Source organism: Amycolatopsis sp. NPDC043885 (genome assembly GCF_056435685.1).
In genome coordinates, this window is record NZ_JBWKEA010000001.1 from 1,771,321 (window position 1) to 1,787,590 (window position 16,270).

Annotated in this window: 14 protein-coding genes; 10 read left to right on the top strand and 4 right to left on the bottom strand. The window is 70.0% G+C overall.

Features of this window, described 5'->3' with window-relative positions; all coding sequences use genetic code 11:
* The 3 genes from AC069I_RS08930 to AC069I_RS08940 form a co-directional block, all read right to left on the bottom strand.
* On the bottom strand, positions 1-1,269 hold the full coding sequence (locus AC069I_RS08930; RefSeq protein ID WP_478265101.1) for an exo-beta-N-acetylmuramidase NamZ family protein: 1,269 nt from the start codon (positions 1,267-1,269) through the stop codon (positions 1-3).
* Complete coding sequence (locus AC069I_RS08935) at positions 1,266-3,071, bottom strand: glycoside hydrolase family 3 protein (RefSeq protein ID WP_478265102.1); 1,806 nt, start codon at positions 3,069-3,071, stop codon at positions 1,266-1,268. Before AC069I_RS08935 ends, AC069I_RS08930 begins: the two co-directional genes overlap by 4 nt.
* A gap of 576 nt (positions 3,072-3,647) precedes the next feature.
* Positions 3,648-4,445 carry an HAD family hydrolase gene (locus AC069I_RS08940; RefSeq protein ID WP_340685316.1) on the bottom strand — a complete coding sequence of 266 codons (798 nt, stop codon included), beginning with the start codon at positions 4,443-4,445 and terminating at the stop codon, positions 3,648-3,650.
* A 574-nt stretch (positions 4,446-5,019) separates the two neighbouring features.
* Here AC069I_RS08940 and ssd point away from each other — a divergent pair.
* From ssd to AC069I_RS08980, 8 genes are all read left to right on the top strand, one after another.
* Entirely contained in the window at positions 5,020-6,093 is a 1,074-nt protein-coding gene (ssd, locus tag AC069I_RS08945; RefSeq protein ID WP_478224382.1) for a septum site-determining protein Ssd, read from the top strand.
* Complete coding sequence (locus AC069I_RS08950) at positions 6,090-7,232, top strand: TadA family conjugal transfer-associated ATPase (RefSeq protein ID WP_478224383.1); 1,143 nt, start codon at positions 6,090-6,092, stop codon at positions 7,230-7,232. Before ssd ends, AC069I_RS08950 begins: the two co-directional genes overlap by 4 nt.
* Positions 7,229-7,972, top strand: a complete 744-nt coding sequence (locus AC069I_RS08955; protein ID WP_478265103.1) for a type II secretion system F family protein — start codon at positions 7,229-7,231, stop codon at positions 7,970-7,972. The genes AC069I_RS08950 and AC069I_RS08955 overlap by 4 nt, the downstream gene beginning before the upstream one ends.
* Positions 7,966-8,550 (top strand): type II secretion system F family protein, encoded by a 585-nt coding sequence (locus AC069I_RS08960; RefSeq protein WP_478224385.1) that lies wholly within the window; start codon positions 7,966-7,968, stop codon positions 8,548-8,550. The genes AC069I_RS08955 and AC069I_RS08960 overlap by 7 nt, the downstream gene beginning before the upstream one ends.
* 18 nt (positions 8,551-8,568) lie before the next feature.
* Positions 8,569-8,742, top strand: coding sequence for a DUF4244 domain-containing protein (locus AC069I_RS08965; protein ID WP_340685321.1), 174 nt, complete (start codon positions 8,569-8,571; stop codon positions 8,740-8,742).
* A complete protein-coding gene (locus tag AC069I_RS08970) occupies positions 8,742-9,086 on the top strand; it encodes a TadE family type IV pilus minor pilin (RefSeq protein ID WP_478265104.1) in 345 nt (114 codons plus the stop codon). The genes AC069I_RS08965 and AC069I_RS08970 overlap by 1 nt, the downstream gene beginning before the upstream one ends.
* Positions 9,083-9,439 carry an Rv3654c family TadE-like protein gene (locus tag AC069I_RS08975; protein ID WP_478224387.1) on the top strand — a complete coding sequence of 119 codons (357 nt, stop codon included), beginning with the start codon at positions 9,083-9,085 and terminating at the stop codon, positions 9,437-9,439. The genes AC069I_RS08970 and AC069I_RS08975 overlap by 4 nt, the downstream gene beginning before the upstream one ends.
* Before the next feature lie 419 nt (positions 9,440-9,858).
* Positions 9,859-10,485 (top strand): bifunctional DNA primase/polymerase, encoded by a 627-nt coding sequence (locus tag AC069I_RS08980; protein ID WP_478265105.1) that lies wholly within the window; start codon positions 9,859-9,861, stop codon positions 10,483-10,485.
* 13 nt (positions 10,486-10,498) lie between these two features.
* Here AC069I_RS08980 and AC069I_RS08985 read toward each other — a convergent pair whose 3' ends face one another.
* Positions 10,499-12,964 carry a DEAD/DEAH box helicase gene (locus tag AC069I_RS08985; RefSeq protein ID WP_478265106.1) on the bottom strand — a complete coding sequence of 822 codons (2,466 nt, stop codon included), beginning with the start codon at positions 12,962-12,964 and terminating at the stop codon, positions 10,499-10,501.
* 318 nt (positions 12,965-13,282) lie between these two features.
* Here AC069I_RS08985 and AC069I_RS08990 point away from each other — a divergent pair, with 318 nt between their 5' ends.
* Together AC069I_RS08990 and AC069I_RS08995 are read left to right on the top strand one after the other, a co-directional pair.
* The gene (locus tag AC069I_RS08990) at positions 13,283-15,577 is read left to right on the top strand and encodes a sodium-translocating pyrophosphatase (protein ID WP_340685326.1); all 2,295 of its coding nucleotides are present in this window, start codon (positions 13,283-13,285) and stop codon (positions 15,575-15,577) included.
* A gap of 116 nt (positions 15,578-15,693) precedes the next feature.
* Positions 15,694-16,245, top strand: coding sequence for a hypothetical protein (locus AC069I_RS08995; RefSeq protein WP_478265107.1), 552 nt, complete (start codon positions 15,694-15,696; stop codon positions 16,243-16,245).
* Positions 16,246-16,270 lie beyond the last annotated feature (25 nt).

Genomic DNA, 16,270 nt, shown 5'->3' on the forward strand with positions numbered 1-16,270 from the left:
TCAGCGATAGATGAGATGGCGACGGCGTTTCCGGTCGAACTCGGCCAGTTCGGCCTGCCAGGACCCGACGATCTCGTCCACTCCGGCGCCTTTGTCGATCATCGTGCGCAACCTGTCGGAGCCGGAGAGCTTGTCGAGGAAGTTGTCGGGCCGCCACTTGAACTTGTCCGGGTGCACCTGCTTCGCGGTGACGAACATGGTGACCGCGGTGCGGATGGCGTCGAACGCCCGCGGGTCCGTGACGGTCACCTGTACGCCGCCGCAGGGCTCGTTGACGAACTTGCCGAACGTCGGCACGAAGTACGCCTCACGGAACTTCACCCCGGGAAGCCGTAGCTCGCCGAGCTTCTCGCGCCAGCGCCAGTCGAGGCCCGGCGCACCGATGATCTCGAACGGCCTGGTGGTGCCCCGGCCTTCGGAGAACACGGTGCCCTCGAACATCCCGGTGCCGGGATAGACGAGCGCGGTGTCCGGCGTCGGCATGTTCGGGCTCGGCGGGACCCACGTCAGCCCGGTGCGCGCGAAGAGCTGATCACGTCGCCAGTCCCGCACTTCGACGATCTCGAGCTTGCCCGGCGTGACCCCCTCGGCAGGCAGGAACTCGGCGGCGAAGAACCGCGCGAGCTCGCCGACGGTCATGCCGTGCTGCTGCACGATCGGCTTCCGGCCGACACCCGAGGCGAACGCCGGGTTCAGCATCGGCCCGGCGGCCTTGCCGCCCAACGGGTTCGGCCGGTCCAGCACGACGACCGACGCGCCGGCCTTCGCCGCCGCGACCATCGCCGTGTACAGCGACCAGATGTAGGTGTAGAACCGCGCGCCGACGTCGGCGATGTCGAAGACGATGGTGTCGACGCCCGCCTTCGTGAACATCCCGGCGAGCTTCGTCGCGTCGGCGCCGTACGCGTCGTAGACGGGCACGCCGGTGCGTGGATCGGTGTAGTCGCCTTCGGAGCCGCCCGCTTGCGCGCTGCCGCGGAAACCGTGCTCCGGGCCGAACGCGGCGAGCGGCCGGACCCCGGCGGCGACCATCGAGTCGACGATGTGGTCGCCGCTCGCCAGTACGCCCGTCGGATTCGACAGGACGCCGAGCTTGCGGCCGGACAGCGGCGCCCAGTCCTTGGCGGCGAGCACGTCCGCTCCGGTGCGGGTGAGCGGGGGACCTTTGCTCTCGCTTTCCGGCTGGGCCCCCGCGACCGAGGACCCGGCCGTCAGTGCGGGGACCGCGAGCGCACCGGTGGCGAGGAAGTGGCGGCGGTTGAGGTTCACCAGGTCAGCCCGTGGCCGAAGGGGTACTTCACCGTGCCCACGTCCTTGCCGGCGGGAACGTCTACCGGCAGTTTGCCCTGCGGCTGCACCTTCCCGAGGATCACCTTCGCCAACGCTTCGAGCGAAGGCGAGATGTAGCCGTACGTGGCGAGCCACGTCTTGATCGGGTTCTCGTAACCGGCGTCGTACGGGATCTGGGCGGCGACCGCGACGACGGGTTTCCCGGTGTCGGCCAGCGCCTGCAACAGCTTGCCCTGCAACGGATACGTACCGACGTTGTTGGTCAGCACGACGACGAGGTCGACGTTCTTGGCCGCCGCGACGGCCTGCGAAATCTGCGCGTCGGTCGGCGCCTGACCGGTCTGCAACGCGGTCGCCTGCGTGCCGTGCGCGGTGAGCTTCGCGGCCAGCGACGTCGTCGTGCTCACGCCCCAGCCGGTCACGAGCGTCTTCGCGGGCTGTTGCTTGAGCGGCAGGACGCCGCCGTCGTTGCGGATCGCGGTGACCGACCGGTCGGCGATGCCCTGCGCGGTCGCGAGGTTGGCCGGGGTGCCGACCTTCGACATCACCTTGGCCGGGTCGACGAACGGCGAGGTCAGGATGCCCCGGTTCAGCTTGAGCTTGAGCACCCGCAGGACGCTCTCGTCGATGCGCCGCTCGGTCAGCTCACCCTTGCGGACGGCGTCGAGCACGGAGTTGATGGCGAGTTCGAGGTTGACCGGCATGAGCAGCTGGTCGATACCCGCCTTGAGGGCCAGCACCGGGATCTCCGCGTCGGTGTGCATTTCGCGCACGGCGTCCATCGACAGCGAGTCGGTGACGACGACGCCGCGGTAGCCGAGTTCCTCGCGCAGCTTGCCGGTGAGGATCGGCTTCGACAGCGTGGCCGGCTCGCCCGAGGGGTCGAGGCTGGGGAACTGGATGTGGGCGCTCATGATCGAGTCGATACCCGCCTTGATGGCGGCCTTGAACGGCGGCACGTCCGTCGCGCGCCAGCTGTCCTCACTGCGGTCGATCCTGGGCAGCTCGTGGTGACTGTCGGTGGCCGCGTCGCCGTGGCCGGGGAAATGCTTCGCGGCGGCGGACACCGTCTCCGAGCGCCGTCCGGAGTTCTGGAAGCCCCTGACCTGGGCTTCGACGAACTGGCTCGCCAGCTCCGGGCGGCCGGAGAAGGAACGGACGCCGATCACCGGGTTCGCCGGGTTCGAGTTCACGTCGGCGTCGGGGGCGAAGTCCTGGTTGATACCGACTGCGCGCAGCTCGTGCCCGAGGATGCGGGCGGCCTCCTGCGCGGCCTTGGTGTCACGGCCCGCCGAGATCGCCATCGCGTTCGGCAGCTCGGTGGCGGGGGCACCCATCCGGGTGACCGTGCCGCCTTCCTGGTCGGTCGCGATCTGCAACGGGATACGGGCGCCGCTGCGGAGCGCGGCCCGCTGGAGCCCGTTCGACAGCTTGGCGACCTGCACCGGGTCGTCGAAGTTGTCGCGGCTGTCGTTGTTGAAGTAGATGACGCCGCCCAGGTGGTACTTCTCGATCACCTGCGCGGGGGTGTCGACGCCGAAGTCGGCCTTGTTCTTGGCGTTGACCTCGTCGGCGGACTTCCCGTTCACCCACGTGACGAACAGCTGCCCGACCTTCTGCTCCAGGGTCAGCCCGCGCAGCGTCCGCTGCGCCTCCACGTCCGCCGTCACCGGCTGCGCGGTCGCCGGGACGCCCGCGACACCCAGGGTGAGCAGGCCCGCGAGGGGCAGGGCGAGCGCATGGATCCTCCGATGACGGGCGTGCGCGGTTCGGGTCGTCACCTCAAGCCTCCCAGATTCGTGCCTGACTCTCAGATGGAAAGAAGTCCACCTGGAAGCACTGATATCCGGAAGCTACCCACGAGCACTTTGCTTGTCCATCGGCCACCCGCACGAACGGTCCGTTCATACACAAAGGGACGCGAAGGGGCCTGTCACGCTTGAAAACGGGGGCAAAACACTGGCGGCGCCCGTCGGCAAGAAGCCGGCGGGCGCCGCCAGTCAGTGCGGGCGACTCGGGCGACCAAGCGTGCAACTCTGGTCGTACCTTCATGGACTCGGCGTCCGGCGTCCCGGTACGCAGTCCCTAGACGACGAGCCTCCCGCGGCGCGCTGCGCGTGGGTACCCGGTGTCCGCACACGGAGATTCGCCGGGGTGGAACAGGCTTCTCTTCTACCTGTTCCCTGGCCGACCGAACGTCCGCACCTACTTTCTACGCCGTGAGCCGGGTCACTTCAAGTGCGCAGACGGGTGCACCGGTACAGAGGCTCGATCTAGTGACACGGGCACCCTCCGCGACGGACAATTCGCGGCCCTGACTAAGAAAACCGGCCCGGTACCGCCGTGTGGGCGTGTGCTCAGCGGGTGCGTTTGCGCCGGTTGTAGCCGTACCAGGTGGCTCCCGCCGCGACGGCGCCGAGCGCGACCAGTCCGGCCGAGCGCGCCGGGATCCGGGTCCGCAGCGACATCGGGTGCTCGAAGGCGAGGATCTCCCAGCCTTGTTCCGTCGCGTGCTTGCGCAGTACGCGGTCGGGGTTGACCGCGTGCGGCCGTCCGACGACCTCGAGGAGCGGGATGTCGGTGCTCGAGTCGGTGTACGCGTGGCACTGGGTGAGGTCGTAGCCGTAGGTCGCCGCGAGCTGCTTCGCCGCGACGGCCTTGTTCTCGCCGTAGCAGTAGAAATCGACTTCGCCCGAGTAGCGACCGTCCACAATCTGCATTCGCGTGGCGACGCTGCGCGTCGCGCCGAGCATTTCGGCGACCGGCGCGACGACTTCCTCGCCGGTCGCCGACAGGACCACGACGTCGTGCCCGTCCGCGCGATGCGAGGAGATCAGTTCCGCCGCCTCCGCGTAGACGAGCGGGTCGACGACGTCGTGCAGCGTCTCGCGGACGATCGCGGAGACCTGCGCGACGTCCCATCCGGCGCACAGCGCGGAAACCTCGGCCCGCATCCGCTCGGTCTTCGCCGCGTCCGCGCCCGCGAGAGAGAAGACGAGTTGGGCGTACGCGCTGCGAAGCGCGGCTCGGCGGTTGATGAGGCCTTCGCGCAAAAGCGGCTTGCTGAAGGCCAACGCGCTCGATGACGCGATGATCGTCTTGTCGAGATCGAAGAACGCCGCGACCTGGCTGGGCGTCGTGCTGGGTCGGTCCACTCGCCAAGGATAGGAGAGCCGGACCGGCGCGCGCCCGTTGGTCGACCACGATCGGGATACCGCGGTGGAAAATTCACGACCGCGCCCCCGATCGGGCGCGTCGTGCCGTTACCGAATTGTGGGTACGGAGGTCGCCCGCAACGGGCCGGTATCGGAGTTACAGTGAGATTGTCCGGTGTCGCACCGGGCCCAGGTTCAGTCCGACCCCCCGGGGCTGAACCCCGGGCGGCCCTCGTCCCTCCCCCCTGGCGAGGGTCGCCTCCTTTATCCCTTGTGGTTTCAGTGGTTCAGACCTCGTCGGCCGCGAAAACCGCGCCCGGGCAAGGCTGGAACCGCCCGGAGTTCGTTGACTTTCTTTTCCCTCAACTGTTTTCGTGCTCGGCACCCTGTAGAAAATGGGCCGTGGGTTCGTGCTGGGAAGGACCGACAAAACCGTGGGAAACCGGTTTCCCATGGCGGAGTTGTCCACAACACCCCGGTTGTCCACAGGCGGTACGGAATGGCGTTGTGCGCGGCGGGGACCGGCGCGACCGTGGAGTCATCACCCGAGTCCGACCGAATCACTGGGGGAGCCATGACCGCGGAACATCCGCTCGTCGTCGCCGGCGACGACATCCTGCTCGACGAGATCCTGCGCGTGGCCGCGGCCGCGGGCTGCGAGGTCGAACGCGCACCCGATCTGGCCGCCGCACGCGGCAGGTGGGCCCGCGCGCCGCTCGTGGTGCTCGACGAGGAAGCCGCGAGCGCGCCGGACCGCCTGCTGCGGCGGAACAAGGTCCTGTTGGTCTGCAAGGGCGCGCCGACGCCGGTGACGTGGGAGCGTGCTTTCAACACCGGTTCGGAGAAGGTCCTTTCGCTCCCGGACGAGGAAGGCGACCTCATCGGCGAGTTCGCCGACGTCGTCGACGGGCCGGCGCGTGACGACGGCGTCGTCATCGGGATCATCGGCGGGCGGGGCGGTGCCGGGGCTTCCGTGCTGGCGGCCGCCGTCGCGTACCAAGCGGAGAAGTCCGGCACCGGCGGGCTGCTGGTCGACTGCGATCCGCTCGGTGGCGGGGTCGACGTCCTCCTCGCCGCCGAGCGCGATCGCGGGCCCCGGTGGCCGGAGCTCGATCTCGGCGGCAGGGTGTCCATGGCCGCGTTGAGCGAAGCCCTGCCGCGAAAGAAATACTCGACCGGCTCACTGTCCTTTGTGTCCTATGGCAGGGAAGGACGCGGTCCCGGGCCCGACGCGATCGAGGGCGTGCTGAACGCCGGACGGCGGGCGGGGCGGACGGTCGTCTGCGATCTGCCGAGGTATTTCGGCGCCGAGACGGGCACCGTGATCGGGCTGGCCGATCTCGTCGTGGTCGTGGTCCCCGCGGAACTCCGTGCCTGTGCGGCGGCGAAACAGGTCCTCGCCAGGCTCGAACCTCACGCGACGAGGATCGGTGTCGCGGTCCGTGGGCCGTCGCCCGCCGGGCTGATCCCGCAGGAGATCGCCGACGCCGTCGGCGTCCCGCTCATCACGTCGATGGGTCGCGAGCGATCCCTCTCGGCGGCCCTCGACCGCGGCGAATTCGTCCCGAGGCATCGCGGGCACCTGGCCACCGCGGCCACCGAAGTCCTCGTGGCGGCGCGCGGAAACCTGGCCGGTGCCTCGCGATGACCGAAGATCTGGTCGAGCGGGTCCGGCGGCGGCTGGCCGGATCGGCCGCCCCGGCGGATCCGGTGAGCGTCGCGCGGGCGGTGCGCGCCGAAGCAGGCGGTTCGCTCGGTCAGGACGCCGTCCTCGGAGCGGTCAGGCTGGCCCGCGACGAGTTCGTCGGCGCCGGCCCGCTCGCGCCGCTTCTCGAAAAGCCCGGCGTCACCGACATTCTCGTCACCGCTCCCGACAAGGTCTGGGTGGACACCGGTGCAGGTCCTCAGGAGACGGAAATCCGTTTCGCCGACGAGGAAGCGGTCCGCCGGCTGGCCCAGCGGCTCGCCCTCGCCGGCGGGCGGCGGCTGGACGACGCGCAACCATTCGCCGACTGCTGGCTGCCGGGTGTGGGGCCGCAAGGCCGGGTCCGCATGCACGCCGTACTCCCACCGCTCGCGCCCGCCGGGACCGCTCTCTCGCTCCGCGTTCTCCGGCCCGCCACCCATGACCTCGCCGAACTCCGGTTGCGCGGGGTGTTCGGCACCAGCGGCGCGGATCTGCTCGACTCGGTCATCCGGCGACGGCTCGCGTTCCTGGTCTCCGGCGCGACGGGGTCGGGCAAGACGACCTTGCTCGCCGCGTTGCTCGGCGCCGTGCCCCCGTCCGAACGCATCGTCTGCGTCGAGGATGCCGGCGAGCTGCAACCGGACCATCCGCAGTTCGTCAGCCTGCTCACCCGCCCGGCCAACGTCGAGGGCGCGGGCGAGATCGGGCTGAGCGAACTGGTGCGTCAAGCGTTGCGGATGCGCCCGGACCGACTGGTCGTCGGAGAGGTGCGTGGCCGGGAGGTGATCGCGCTGCTCAACGCGATGAACACCGGGCACGAGGGTGGCGGCTGCACCCTGCACGCCAATTCCTCGGAGGAGGTCCCGGCACGCATGGAGGCGCTGGCAGCGCTCGGCGGGCTGAAACGTGACGCGCTGCACAGCCAGCTGACGGCGGCGGTGCGGGTGGTCCTGCACATGGTCCGTCTGCCGAGCGGGATCCGGCGGCTGGACGAGGTCGGTGTCCTTAGGTCCTTTCGAGGTGAGGCCAAAGTCGTCCCGGTTTGGAGCAAAGGCACCTGGATCGGTGACGAGACTCCTTTCGAGGAGTTGGCGGCATGAACCCCTGGTTCCTGCTCGCCTGCGGCGCGGGGCTGGCCTGCTGGCCGAAGCAGATGGTGCGCGCGCCGATCGCCTGGCGTTTGCCCCAGGCGGTTCGGACGGGTTGGTGGCCTCTGCCGGCGCTGTTCGTCCTGCCGTTCCTCGGGATCGGCTGGGCGTTGGCGGTACTCGTGTTCACCGTGACCGTCCGCCAGGAGGTCCGGTCGCGGGCGCAGGCGAACGCGGCGCTGGCCGAAGCGGAGCTCACCGCGTCCGTGCTACGGACGATGATCGGTGAACTCCGCGCGGGCGCCCATCCGGTGACGGCGGCCGAAGCCACCGCGGAGGCGATCCCCGCGGCGTCCGAGCGGCTGCGCGGACTCATCGCGGCCGCCCGGCTCGGTGGTAAGACCGCCGCCGACCCTGACGCGCCACCGGCACTGGTGAACGCGTGGACGCTCGCGAACCGGTTCGGGCTGCCGATGGCCGACGTGCTCGACGCCGCGAGGCGGGACGCGGAGGCGGGGATCGGCTTCCGCCGCCGGCTCAAAGCCAAGATGGCCGGTCCCCGGGCGAGTGCCGCCGTGCTCGCGGCCCTCCCGCTGGTGTGCCTGCCGCTCGGCGAGGCGATGGGGGCGGGCCCGGTCCAGGTCCTCACCGGGACCGGCGCCGGTCAGCTGCTGCTCGTCGTGGGCAGCGGGCTGATCTGGGCGGGCACGGCCTGGTCCCGGGCCCTCACCGGGCGGGTGGCGTCATGCTGACCGGCGCGGCGTTGATCCTGCTGGGCGGTGCCGTCTTCTGTTGGCCACACGTCGCGGCCGGAGGCGTAGCACGACCAGGTCGGCTTCTCATTCTCACGCGGATCCGGGCACGGTCGCCCCGGGACAAAGGCGCCTTCGAACTCGTCCGGTCCGCGGCCACCCTTGATCTGCTGGCCGCCTGCCTGGCAGGCGGGCTGCCGGTGCCCGTCGCGCTCGAGGCCGTCGCGCCGACCGCCTCACCGAAGACCGCGGTGGCTCTGCGTTCGGTGGCGTCGCATCTCGCCGTGGGCATCGGGCCGGCGGAAGCGTGGGCGCCGGTCCGTGACCTGCCTGGCCTGACCGAACTGGCCGTCGCCGCCGTCCGGACGGCGCGGGCGGGCACCGCGCTCGCCACGCATGCGAAGGACCTCGCGCGAAGGCTGCGCGAGTCGCTTTCCGCCGAAGCCGAGGAACGCGCGGAACGGGCGGGAGTGCTGCTGGCGGCACCGATCGGCCTGTGCTTTCTCCCCGCGTTCCTCTGCCTCGGCGTCCTGCCCGTCGTGCTCGGCCTGGCCGGGCGGCTCGACGGCGTCCTCTGAATTGAAAGGCGATTCCCTATGAACAAGGTCCCCGACTTCCGTGCGGACGACGGCATGGCGACGATCGAATACGCCATCGCCACCCTGGCCGCCGCCGCGCTGGCGGCCGTCCTTTACTTGGTCATCGACAGCGAAGCCGTCCGCGCCGGGCTCACCGCGCTCATCGAGCGGGCGCTGTCGGTGAAGTTCTGATGCGCGGCGAGGATCGCGGCTCCGTCACCGTGGAAGCCGCGCTCGGCATCGGCGCGCTGACCTTCGTCTCGGCCCTGTTGCTCGCCGGGATCGGGGTCGCCTCCGACCAGCTCCGCTGCATCGACGCGGCCCGCGAGGCCGCCAGGCTCCTCGCCCGCGGCCAGCCCGCCCGTGCCGAACAGGCGGTGCGGGAGATCGCGCCGCCCGGCGCCCGGCTGGACGTCGTCCGCGAAGGCGACACGATCACCGCCGACGTCGAGGCCGAACCGGTCGCCGGGCTCCTGCCGGGTATCCGGCTGCGTTCCAGCGCCTTCGCCATCGCCGAGCCGGGGAGCGGGCCGTGACCGGGGACGATCGCGGCGTCGCGACCGTGTGGACCGCCTCGATCGTCACCGTCCTGGTCGGCGCGGCGGCGTTCGCCTTCTGGATCGGTGCCGCCGTCACGACCCGGCACCGCGCCGAGGCCGCCGCGGATCTGGCGGCGCTCGCGGCGGCCTCACACGCGTCGGACGGTCCCGCCGCGGCCTGCGAACGGGCGCGGCAGGTCGCCGTCCGGATGTCGGTCACGTTGCTGACCTGCCGGTGGGAGCGCGGTGATGCCCTGGTCGAAGTGCGTTCGGAGCCGTCGGGGCGGCCGGCGGTCACCGGACGGGCGGAGGCACGGGCCAGGGCGGGTCCGGTCGACCGGTCACCGTGACGGAGCTCGCGCGGTGAACGGTCGCCGGGCGGCGACCAGCGGGTGGTACGCGCGAGTAACCGCTGGGCGCGAGCAGCGGTCGTTGACGCGCGGCGAGCGGTCGAAGCCATGATCAGCTCGCCGCCGAACGGCCGCCCGCCGCTCATCGCGAGCGCCGCCGCGCAGGAGGGAAGCCCAGGTCGGCTGCGACGAACGGCTCCGTACCGGTCGTGCGCGCCCGTTAACCGGACGTCCGGCGTTCGGTCCGTCCGGTCGCACTACCGCGCGTTCATCGCTAAGTAACCGCCGGTTGTCGCGTGAGGTCTTCTCCCGATGTGCAACTTGCCGTTTATTGAGATGTGCGCCACTTCGAAGAGTTCGCCGAGGCCGGTGCGACAGAGACAGACACAGGACAGAGTTGACCTGAGGCAGGGACAGTAATGTTGGACGCGAATTGGCCGGACAGCTGGCGGGGCGCCTTCCGCATCGAAATGCGGGCGGAGGCGATCGGTCTCGCCTGGCGTGGCTGGCCGGTGCTCCCGGGTGCCGAGCCCGCGGCGCTGACCGCCGAAGGTGACGACCTCACCTGGCGGCGTCCGGTCCCGGCCCAGGACAACTGGCGTGAACTGACCGAGACCCACCCGCACGAGGTCGCCACCTGGTTCGGCGACGACACGCACAGCCTCCTCGTCGCCACCGGCACCGTGCTCGACGCCATCGAGGTCGACGACGAGCTCGGCAAGGCCGCCGCCCGCCTGCTGCGCGCCACCGGGCACCCCGCCCCGATCGTCGCGATGCCGAACGGCCGCTGGCTGTTCCTCACCACCGTCGCCGCGAGCATCCCGCGGGAACTGGCCGACCAGGCCTCGATCCAGTGGCACGGCGCGAAGGGCTACATCCCGCTGCCCCCGTCGCCGTTCCAGCACGGTGTCGTGCACTGGCGGGTCAAGCCCGAGGTCTGGGGCTGGCAGCTGCCCGAGGCCGCCGACGTGCACGACGTGCTCGTCCGTGCGCTGGCCGGTGACCAGGCCGTCGCCCCGGTGGCGAGCCTCAGCACCGCCGCCTGATCAACCCACAATTTCAAGCCACCCCGTGGCCGGACACGGACCCGTGCTGACGCAAAGCCCCGAGCACGGTGTCCAGAACGGCCACCGCCCCCGCCTTGTCCAGCGGATCGTTGCCGTTCCCGCACTTCGGCGACTGGACGCAGGACGGGCAGCCGGCCGGGCACTCGCAGGAAACGATCGCCTCCCGCGTCGCGGCCAGCCAAGGGACAATCGCGGCAAATCCGCGGTCGGCGAATCCCGCACCCCCGGGATGGCCATCGTGCACGAACACCGTCGCCTCCCCGGTGTCTTCGTGCCACGCGGTCGACACCCCGCCAATGTCCCAGCGGTCGCAGGTAGCGAACAGCGGTAGCAGGCCGATCGCCGCGTGCTCGGCGGCATGCAGGGCACCGGGGACGCGCGCCGGATCCAACTCGGCGCCCGTCCCCGGTGCTCCGCCAAGTTCCTCGGTCCCCACCCTGGAGCCTCCGGTCCCCACCGGCTCCAGAACTTCGGTCCCCGTCCGATGGCCCCCGGTCCCCGCCACGCCATCGGACGCGCCGAGCAGCTCGGCCGAGATCGTGTACCAGACGGCACGGGTGTGCAGGCTCTGTTCCGGCAGATCCAGCGGAGTCTGGTCCAGCACTTCACCGGACGGACGTCTCCGCAAGTAGCCGACCACTTGCGAGCTCACCGAAACCTCGCCGAGGTTCACCGTGACCCCGCCGTGCACTCGCCGCTCTTCGGTGCGCAGCACGCTGATGTCGACGACCTCGCGCGGTGACGTGGTCCAGTCCGGATCCTCCGCGTGCACCAGGGCGAGACCGGTCTCCAGATCCAGTTCGTCGACCACGTAGGACGAGCCCTGGTGCAGGTACACCGCGCCGGGATGGACCGCGTAGCAGGCGGAGCCCGGGTCGACCGTGCCGAGCATCCGGCCGGAGTCGGCCTCCACCACCGCGATCTGTTCGCCGCCGGAACCCCGGATGCCGACTTCGGCGTGCGGCCGGTCGCGCGAGGTCCAGTACCAGCCGCTCGTGCGGCGGCGGACGATCTTCTCCTTGACCAGATCGGCGAGTACGGCGCGCGCCGAGTCGCCGCCGAAGGCCGCGACCTCGGGCTCGGTCAGCGGGAGTTCGGCGATGGCGCAGGCCAATTGCGGCCCGAGCACATACGGATTCGACGGGTCGAGGACGGCGGCCTCGACGGGCCGGTCCAGGATCGCGGCCGGATGGTGCACGAGATAGGTGTCCAGCGGATCGTCGCGGGCCACGAACACGACCAGCGCCGCGTCGCCCGCGCGCCCGGCCCGTCCCGCCTGCTGCCAGAACGACGCGAGCGTCCCCGGATAGCCTGCCAGAACCACCGCGTCCAGCCCGGCGATGTCGACGCCGAGTTCGAGCGCGTTCGTCGTCGCGACACCGAGCAACCGCCCGGACAGCAACGCCGCTTCGAGGGCGCGCCGCTCCTCCGGCAGATACCCGGAGCGGTACGCGGCGACGGATTCCGCCAGTGCACCGTCCACTTCGGACAGAATCCGCCTGGCGCCGAGCGCGGTCAGCTCCGCGCCTCGCCGCGACCGGACGAACGCCAGCGAGCGAGCGCCTTCGATGACCAGTTCGGCGAGGATCCGGGAGGCCTCGGCCCCCGCCGAGCGCCGCACCGGTGCTCCGTTCTCGCCAGAGAGTTCCGACAGCAGCGGGGGTTCCCACAACGCGACCGTGCGGGCGCCGCGCGGCGAGCCGTCCTCGGTGACCGGGACACAGTCCTGTCCGGTGAGTTTCGACGCGAACGCCGCCGGGTCCGCGGTCGTCGCGGACGCGAGGACGAAGACCGGCGAAGCGCCGTAGTACGCAGCGACCCTTCGCAACCTGCGCAGCAGCAGCGCCACGTGGGAACCGAAGACACCGCGATAGCTGTGGCATTCGTCGACGACGACGAACGAGAGCCGCCGGAAGAACCGGGACCAGCGCGCGTGCGACGAGAGGATCCCGCGGTGCAGCATGTCCGGATTCGTGAACACCCAGTTCGCGTGCGCGCGGACCCAGTCCCGCTCTTCCAGCGGAGTGTCCCCGTCGAACGACGCCGCCCGCGCCTTCTTGACGTCCAAAGAGGACACCGAGCGCAACTGGTCGGCGCCGAGCGCCTTGGTCGGCGACAGGTACAGCGCCGTGGCCCGCTCGTCCTCGACCAGTGCCGAGAGCACCGGCAACTGGTACGCGAGCGACTTGCCCGACGCGGTGCCGGTCGAGATCACGACGTGCCGGCCCTCACGGGCCAAGGACGCGGCCTCCGCCTGATGCCGCCATGGCGTCTCGACTCCGTTCGCCTTCAGCGCCTCGACGACCGGACCCGCCGCCCACTCCGGCCAGTCCACGGAATCCGCCGGACGGGCCGGCAGATCGGCCACATGGGTGACCGGGTACAGCGAAGCCGGGATCCCCGCCGTCGCGCGGTCGAGAAGCCGCCGGCCCTTGCCGGATCGCACCGTGCCGTCCACCTTCGGAAGCTTCGCACAGCGCACCGACAGAAACGGTCCGCCGCCGGACGGAACGGGCACTGGAAGCGGCCGCCGATGATCGATACAGTGACCAGCCTCACAAGATTACGGAACGTACGGTGGCGGGGACGCCTTGCCGTCCGCCATCCCACTACCAATACACTCCCGCAATCCACACCGTCTGTGTCGAGCGTCATGTGAGACGTGCCTTGCAGTGCGACTAGCGTGACGTTCGGCTCAGATCCCCATGCCAGCGTCGGCACGCCGGTTCCATCGGCGGATCGTCGTTGGCCAACGGCGACGTCTCCAGGAGGACGAATGTCCCGGCAGTTCCTCGCGGAGGGCGAACTCACGCTCTCCGGAGGTGGTTACACCATCGTCGGTGTGATCGCCGTGGTCGCCCTTGCCGCACTGGTCATCGGCTACGTTCTGCTCAAGGAGGTCTTGGCCGCGGGCCAGGGCACCTCCAAGATGCAGGACATCGCGAAGGCGGTGCAGGAAGGCGCGGCTGCCTATCTCAAACGGCAGCGCAACACCCTCGCGATCTTCGGTGCGATCGTTTTCGTGCTGCTCTTCGCTTTGCCGGCCGATGACTGGAACGAGAAGATCGGCCGGTCCATCTTCTTCTTGGTCGGCGCTGGGTTCTCCTTCGCGATCGGCTATCTCGGCATGTGGCTGGCGACACAGGCGAACCTGCGTGTCGCGGCCGCTTCGCGCGAGGCGGGCGGTCGCGAGAAGGCGATGCGCCTGGCCTTCCGCACCGGTGGCGTCGTCGGCATGATCACCGTCGGTCTCGGTCTCTTCGGCGCCGCGGTGGTCGTCCTCGTCTACACCGGACAGGCCCCGAAGGTGTTGGAGGGCTTCGGTTTCGGTGCCGCGCTGATCGCGATGTTCATGCGTGTCGGCGGCGGTATCTTCACGAAGGCCGCCGACGTCGGCGCGGACCTGGTCGGCAAGGTCGAGCAGGGCATCCCCGAGGACGACCCGCGCAACGCGGCGACCATCGCCGACAACGTCGGTGACAACGTGGGCGACTGCGCCGGAATGGCGGCGGACCTCTTCGAGTCGTACGCGGTCATGCTCGTCGCGGCGCTGATCCTGGGTAGCACCGCGTTCGGCGTGCACGGCCTGATCTTCCCGCTCATCGTGCCCGCCATCGGTGTGATCACCGCGGTCATCGGTGTCTACATCACCAAGGCCAAGGCGGGCGAAGGCGGTCTGGTCACGATCAACCGCTCGTTCTACATCTCCGCGGCGATTTCCGCGGTGCTCTCGACGATCGCGGCGTTCGTCTACCTGCCCGGTTCGTTCTCCGAGCTGACCAGCGGTGCGACCAGCGAACCCGGTAGCCCGGCGCTGATCGCGACCATCTCGGTGATCATCGGCATCGTGCTCGCGGCGGTCATCCTCAAGCTCACCGGCTACTACACCGGCACCGAGCACAAGCCGGTCAAGGAGGTCGGCAAGTCCTCCGAAACCGGTGCGGCGACGGTGATCCTGGCCGGTATCTCGGTCGGGTTCGAGTCCGCCGTGTACACCGCGCTCGTCATCAGCGCGGCCGTGTTCGGCGCGTACCTGCTCGGTGGCGGCGTCGCGCTGTTCGCCGTGGCGCTGGCCGGTACCGGTCTGCTCACCACCGTCGGCGTCATCGTCGCGATGGACACCTTCGGCCCGATTTCGGACAACGCGCAGGGCATCGCCGAGATGTCGGGTGACGTCGACGAAGACGCCGCGCAGATCCTCACCGAGCTCGACGCGGTCGGCAACACCACCAAGGCCATCACCAAGGGCATCGCGATCGCGACGGCGGTCCTCGCGGCGACGGCGCTGTTCGGGTCCTATCAGGACGCGATCAGCAAGGCGCTGAAGTCGATCCCGGAGGCGGCGCAGGCCAGCGCGTCCGCGCTGAACTTCTTCGTCAACGAAGTGGTCAGCCCGAACACCCTGGTCGGTGTCATCATCGGTGCGGCGGTCGTGTTCCTGTTCTCCGGTCTCGCGGTCAACGCGGTGTCCCGTGCCGCCGGCGCGGTCGTCTACGAAGTGCGCCGCCAGTTCCGCGACATCCCGGGCATCATGGAGGGCACCACCCGTCCCGAGTACGGCCGGGTCGTCGACATCGTCACGCGTGACTCGCTGCGTGAGCTGACCACGCCCGGTCTGCTCGCGGTCTTCGCCCCGATCGCGGTCGGCTTCGGCCTCGGCACCGGCGCCCTCGCCGGTTATCTCGCCGGTGCGATCGCTTCCGGCACCCTGATGGCGATCTTCCTCGCCAATTCCGGTGGTGCCTGGGACAACGCGAAGAAGCTCGTGGAGGACGGAAGCCACGGCGGCAAGGGATCGGACGCGCACGAGGCCACCATCATCGGTGACACCGTGGGTGACCCGTTCAAGGACACCGCCGGTCCCGCGATCAACCCGCTGATCAAGGTGATGAACCTGGTGTCGGTGCTGATCGCCCCGGCGGTCGTGCAGTTCTCGATCGGCGCGGACGCCAACGTCGGCATCCGCATCGCGATCTCGCTGGTCGCCGTCGCGATCATCGTCGCGGCGATCGTGGTCTCCAAGCGTCGCGAGTCGGTGCTTTCCGAGAACCCCGCGCAAGCGAAGGCTTAACGCCGGAAAGTTTCCTCCGCCGGGCCCGTCACGATTTTCGTGGCGGGCCCGGCGGCTGTTCGGCGCAGGCTAATGTCTGCGCGTCACGCCGATCCGATCCCGGGGGAGTCCCTGCCATGAGGCGTTCGATCATCCTGTTCGCCGCCGTTTTCCTGCTGGCGGGCTGTGGCGGCGCCGAGCGGACGGCCGCCCCTTCTCCTTCTTCTCCCGCCCCCGCGGCCGGGAGTTCCTGGATGGACGGTTTCTGCGGTTCGCTGATCGACTTCGCCAAGATCGGCGATTTCACGATGCCCGACTTCGAGCAGGACGACGTCGCCAGTGCGCGGAAGGTGATGGACGAGGCCTTCGGGGTGTTCGCGCCGGGTTTCGACAACGCGGTCACCGGTTTGGGGAAGCTCGGCCAGGCGCCGAGCGCGGAAGCCGACGCGGCGCGCAGGAGCATCGTCGACGCGCTGACGCCGATCCGGGACAAGGTGCTCGCCGCGAAGGCAGCGCTCGACGCGGCGCCGAAGGACGACAAGGCCGCCGTGGCGGCCGCCGCGGTTTCCTTCCGGCAAATCGGATCCGACATCAACGACATGCCCGACCCGTTCCAGCAGCTGGAAACGAACGTTTCGGTGAAAGCACTGGCCGCGCAGGCCCCGAACTGCAAGAAGCTGCCTTCCTGACCTTCTTTCCGCCGCGTTGATTTGC

Coding starts and splice junctions, on each gene's coding strand:
- ssd (WP_478224382.1), top strand. CDS start 5,020: ATGACCGCGGAACATCCGCTCGTCGTCGCCGGCGACGACATCCTGCTC.
- AC069I_RS08950 (WP_478224383.1), top strand. CDS start 6,090: ATGACCGAAGATCTGGTCGAGCGGGTCCGGCGGCGGCTGGCCGGATCG.
- AC069I_RS08955 (WP_478265103.1), top strand. CDS start 7,229: ATGAACCCCTGGTTCCTGCTCGCCTGCGGCGCGGGGCTGGCCTGCTGG.
- AC069I_RS08960 (WP_478224385.1), top strand. CDS start 7,966: ATGCTGACCGGCGCGGCGTTGATCCTGCTGGGCGGTGCCGTCTTCTGT.
- AC069I_RS08965 (WP_340685321.1), top strand. CDS start 8,569: ATGAACAAGGTCCCCGACTTCCGTGCGGACGACGGCATGGCGACGATC.
- AC069I_RS08970 (WP_478265104.1), top strand. CDS start 8,742: ATGCGCGGCGAGGATCGCGGCTCCGTCACCGTGGAAGCCGCGCTCGGC.
- AC069I_RS08980 (WP_478265105.1), top strand. CDS start 9,859: ATGTTGGACGCGAATTGGCCGGACAGCTGGCGGGGCGCCTTCCGCATC.
- AC069I_RS08990 (WP_340685326.1), top strand. CDS start 13,283: ATGTCCCGGCAGTTCCTCGCGGAGGGCGAACTCACGCTCTCCGGAGGT.
- AC069I_RS08995 (WP_478265107.1), top strand. CDS start 15,694: ATGAGGCGTTCGATCATCCTGTTCGCCGCCGTTTTCCTGCTGGCGGGC.